General features: G+C 78.2%; 6 protein-coding genes. All 6 read left to right on the forward strand.

Annotation, left to right across the window (positions count from 1 at the left end; translation table 11 throughout):
• On the forward strand, positions 1–638 hold a 638-nt coding region (locus tag VGB14_06185; protein HEX9992495.1), incomplete at its 5' end, for a patatin-like phospholipase family protein.
• Between the two features lie 4 nt (positions 639–642).
• Positions 643–1,035: a tRNA-binding protein gene (locus VGB14_06190; protein ID HEX9992496.1), complete on the forward strand. Its 393-nt coding sequence runs from the start codon at positions 643–645 to the stop codon at positions 1,033–1,035.
• A 2-nt stretch (positions 1,036–1,037) separates the two neighbouring features.
• A complete protein-coding gene (locus VGB14_06195; GenBank protein ID HEX9992497.1) occupies positions 1,038–1,604 on the forward strand; it encodes a DNA-3-methyladenine glycosylase I in 567 nt (188 codons plus the stop codon).
• A gap of 26 nt (positions 1,605–1,630) precedes the next feature.
• Positions 1,631–2,674 (forward strand): uroporphyrinogen decarboxylase, encoded by a 1,044-nt coding sequence (hemE, locus tag VGB14_06200; protein HEX9992498.1) that lies wholly within the window; start codon positions 1,631–1,633, stop codon positions 2,672–2,674.
• Complete coding sequence (gene hemH / locus VGB14_06205) at positions 2,671–3,594, forward strand: ferrochelatase (protein ID HEX9992499.1); 924 nt, start codon at positions 2,671–2,673, stop codon at positions 3,592–3,594. The genes hemE and hemH overlap by 4 nt, the downstream gene beginning before the upstream one ends.
• 43 nt (positions 3,595–3,637) lie before the next feature.
• A partial coding sequence (hemG, locus tag VGB14_06210; protein HEX9992500.1) for a protoporphyrinogen oxidase occupies positions 3,638–4,333 on the forward strand: 696 nt, incomplete at its 3' end.

The following is a 4,333-nucleotide window of genomic DNA, read 5'->3' on the forward strand; positions in this document are numbered from 1 at the left end:
GGCGCCGCCCGGCCAGCCCGGCCCTGCTGGCCCAGGCCTTCCTCCGGCCCGGCGTGGCCATGGCCGGGGCGCTGCCGGCGGGCACGGCGTCCACGGCGCCGATGGGCGACCGCATCCGCGCCCTCTACGACCGGCCCTGGCCGGACCGGCGCCTCTGGATCTGCGCCGTCCGCCTGTCCGACGGCCGCCGGGTGGTGTTCGGGCGCGACGCCACGGCGCCCGACGTCGGCGCCGCCGTCGAGGCGTCGTCGGCCATCCCCGGGTGGTTCGCGCCGGTGACGATCGGCGGGCAGCGCTTCGTCGACGGCGGCGCCCACTCGCCGACCAATGCCGACGTGCTCGGCGGCGTCGCCCTCGACCTGGTGGTCGTGTCGTCGCCCATGTCCGGCGCCGGCCAGGCGATCGGCCTGCGGGCCTGGCACGGCCGCACCCTGGCCCGCGAGGTGCGGGGCCTGCGGGCGCGGGGCGCGCCGGTGCTCGTCGTCGAGCCGTCGGCCGACGACGCCGCCGCCCTCGGCCGCGGGCTCGAGGCCATGGACCCGGCCCGCCAGGCCGAGGCCGCCCGCCGGGCCGTCCGCACGACGGTCGACCGCCTGCTCCGGCCCGACGCGGCCCCGCTCGTGGCCGTGCTTCGATAGCGCCGTGTCCCACGTGATCGACCCCGACGGGCGGCCGTACGCGCCCGACAAGTTGCCCCGCAAGCCCGACGTCGGCGCCGACGCGTTCTTCGCCCTCGACCTGCGGGCCGGGCGGGTCACCGACGTGGCGCCGTTCCCCGAGGCCAGGAAGCCGGCCTGGAAGCTGACCGTCGACTTCGGCCCCGTCGTCGGCCCGCTGCGCACGTCGGCCCAGATCACCAACTACGCGGCCGACGAGCTGGTCGGGCGGCTGGTCGTCGGGGCCATCAACCTCGGGCGCAAGAAGATCGCCGGGTTCACCTCGGAGTTCCTCGTGCTCGGCACCCTCGACCCCGACGGCACCGTCCGCCTCCTCGGCGTGGACGAGGCCAGCGCCCCCGGCGCACCGGTGGCGTAGCGGTGGCCGAGCGCTGCTGGTGGGCGGGCAGCGGGCGCATGCTCGCCTACCACGACGAGGAGTGGGGGGTCCCGGTGCACGACGAGCGCCACCTGTTCGAGCTCGTCGTCCTCGAGGGGGCCCAGGCCGGGCTCAGCTGGTCGACGATCCTCAACAAGCGGGACCGCTACCGGGAGGTGTTCGCCCGGTTCGAGCCGCCCGCCGTCGCCGCCTTCGGCGAGGCCGAGGTCGCCGCCCTGCTGGCCGACCCCGGCATCGTGCGCAACCGCATGAAGGTCGAGGCGGCCGTGGCCAACGCCAGGGGGGTGCTGGCGCTCTGGGACGAGGGCTCCACCCTCCACGACCTGCTCTGGTCCTTCGTCGACGGCGAGCCCCGCCAGAACGCGTGGACGGACAAGGCGGAGGTGCCGGCCGAGACGGCCGAGTCGAGGGCCATGAGCAAGGAGCTGCGGCGTCGGGGCTTCCGCTTCGTCGGCCCGACCATCTGCTACGCGCTCATGCAGTCGGCCGGGCTGGTCAACGACCACCTCGTCAGCTGCTTCCGCCACGCCGAGCTGGGCGGTCGCTGAGGTCGCGCCGGTACGGTGACCAGCCGATGGCCGCCGACCTCGCCGACGCCCCCTTCCTCAGGGCCTGCCGGGGCGAGCCGCCGTCGCGGACGCCGGTGTGGTTCATGCGCCAGGCCGGCCGGTCGCTGCCCGAGTACCGGGCCCTGCGGGGCGAGGGGACGATCCTCGACGCCATCGCCAAGCCGGAGCTGGCCGCCGAGCTGACCCTCCAGCCGGTCCGGCGCTACGGGGTCGACGCCGCCATCCTCTTCTCGGACATCGTCGTCCCGGTCGCCGCCGTCGGCTTCGGGGTCGACGTGGCGCCGGGGACGGGGCCGGTGGCCGAGCGGCCGTTCCGGTCGGCCGCCGACCTGGCCCGGCTCCGCCCGCTCGAGCCCGAGGTCGACCTCCCGCACGTGCTCGAGACGGTGCGGCTGCTGGTCGGCGAGCTGGCCGTGCCGCTCATCGGCTTCGCCGGCGCGCCGTTCACCCTCGCCAGCTACCTCGTCGAGGGGCGGCCGTCCCGGGACCACGCGAGGACCAAGGCCCTGATGTATGGCGACGAGCCGCTCTGGCGGGCCCTGCTCGACGCCCTGGCCGACCTGGCCGTCGCCACCCTGCGGGCCCAGGTCGGGGCGGGGGCGTCGGCCGTGCAGCTGTTCGACAGCTGGGCCGGAGCGCTCTCCCCCGCCGACTACCGCCGCTACGTCCTGCCCGCCAGCCGGCGGGTGCTGGAGGGGGTCGCCGACCTCGGCGTCCCCCGGATCCACTTCGGGGTCGGGACCGGCGAGCTGCTCGGGCTGATGGCCGAGGCCGGCGCGGACGTCGTCGGCGTGGACTGGCGGGTGCCGCTCGGCGAGGCCAGGCGCCGCGTCGGGCCGGGCCGGGCCATCCAGGGCAACCTCGACCCGGCCGCCTGCCTCGCCCCCTGGCCGGTGGTGGCCGAGCAGGTCGGGGCCGTGCTCGCCGCCGCCGACCCGGCGAGCCACCCCGGCTACGTGTTCAACCTGGGCCACGGGGTGCTCCCGGCCACCGACCCGACCGTGCTCGAGCGGGTGGTGGCGCTGGTGCACGGGGAGGCGCCGGCGTGAGCGAGGGCGTGCTGGTCATGGCCTACGGCACGCCCCGCCGCCCCGACGAGGTCGAGGCGTACTACACCGACATCCGGCGGGGCCGGCCGCCGACCCCGGAGCTGCTCGCCGACCTGCGGTCCCGCTACGACGCCCTCGGCGGGGTGTCGGGCCTCTACGAGCGGACGGTGGCCCAGCAGCGGGCCGTCGCCGCCGCGCTGGACCGGCTGGCGCCGGGCCGGTTCGTGGTCGAGCTGGGGCAGAAGCACGCGCCGCCGTTCGTGGAGGACGGGGTGCGGGCCCTGGCCGCCCGGGGGGTGCGGCGGGCCGTCGGCCTCGTCCTCGCGCCCCACTACGCCAGGGCCAGCGTCGGCCGGTACCAGGAGCGGGCGGCGGCGGCCGGCGCCGAGGCGGGCGTGGAGATGGTGCCGGTCGAGAGCTGGCACCTCCTGGCCGCCTACCTCGACTTCCTGGCCGCCGGGGTCCGGTCGGTGCTGGCCGGCCTGCCCGAGCGGACGAAGGTGCTGTTCACCGCCCACTCCCTGCCGGTGCGGGCCGTCGCCGCCGACGACCCCTATCCCGGCCAGCTGCGGGCCACGGCGTCCGCCGTCGCCGAGCGGGCCGGGCTGGCCCGGTGGGCGGGGTGGTCGACGTGCTGGCAGAGCGCCGGGCGGACGGGCGACGAGTGGCTGGGCCCCGACGTGCTGGCCGTGATCGCCGACCTGGCCGCCACGGGGCGGGCCGACGGGGTGGCGGTGTGCCCGTGCGGGTTCGTGGCCGACCACCTGGAGGTGCGCTACGACCTCGACCTCCAGGCCAGGGAGGCGGCCGAGCGGGCCGGGCTGGCCTTCGCCAGGACGCCGTCGGTCAACGACGACCCGGCGGTGATGGCGGCGCTGGCCGAGGTCGTCCTGGAGGCCGCCGGCGGGGCCGGCCGGTGACGGCGGCGGCTCTCGTGGCGCCGGTCGCCTGCGGGGTCGGCCGGTGACGACCGTGGCCGTCGTGGGCGGGGGGCTGACCGGCCTGGTCGCCGCCCGGGCGGCGGCGGCCGGGGGGCGGGCCGGCGTGGTGCTGGTCGAGGCCGGCGACCGGCTCGGCGGCAAGCTGCGCACGTCGACGGTGGCCGGGCTGCCGGTGGACGAGGCGCCCGACGCCTTCCTCGCCCGCGTGCCCGAGGCCGTCGACCTGTGCCGCCAGCTCGGCCTGGGCGACCGGCTGGTCAGCCCGGCCCGGCGCTCGGCGCTGGTGTGGTCCCGCGGCGCCCTCCGGCGGCTCCCCGACGCCCAGGTGCTCGGCGTGCCCACCGACCTGGCCGCGCTGGCCCGCTCGGGCATCGTCTCCCGGGCCGGCGTGGCCAGGGCCGCCCTGGACCTGGCCATGCCCGGCCGGCCGGTGGAGGGCGACGAGCCGGTCGGCGCACTGGTCCGGCGCCGGCTCGGCGCGGACGTGCTCGAGCGGCTGGTCGACCCGCTGATCGGCGGCATCAACGCCGGCGACGCCGACCGGCTCAGCCTCGCCGCCACCGCCGCGCCGCTGGCCGAGGCGGCGGCGCGGGGCGGCAGCCTCGTCCGGGCCCTCGCCCGCCGGCCGCCGCCCGCCGACCCCGGCGCGCCCGTCTTCGCCACCGTCCGGGGCGGGCTCGGGCTGCTGGCCGACGCCCTGGCCGACGACCTGGCGGCC

This window comes from Acidimicrobiales bacterium, assembly GCA_036399815.1.
Taxonomy (GTDB): Bacteria; Actinomycetota; Acidimicrobiia; order Acidimicrobiales; family DASWMK01; genus DASWMK01.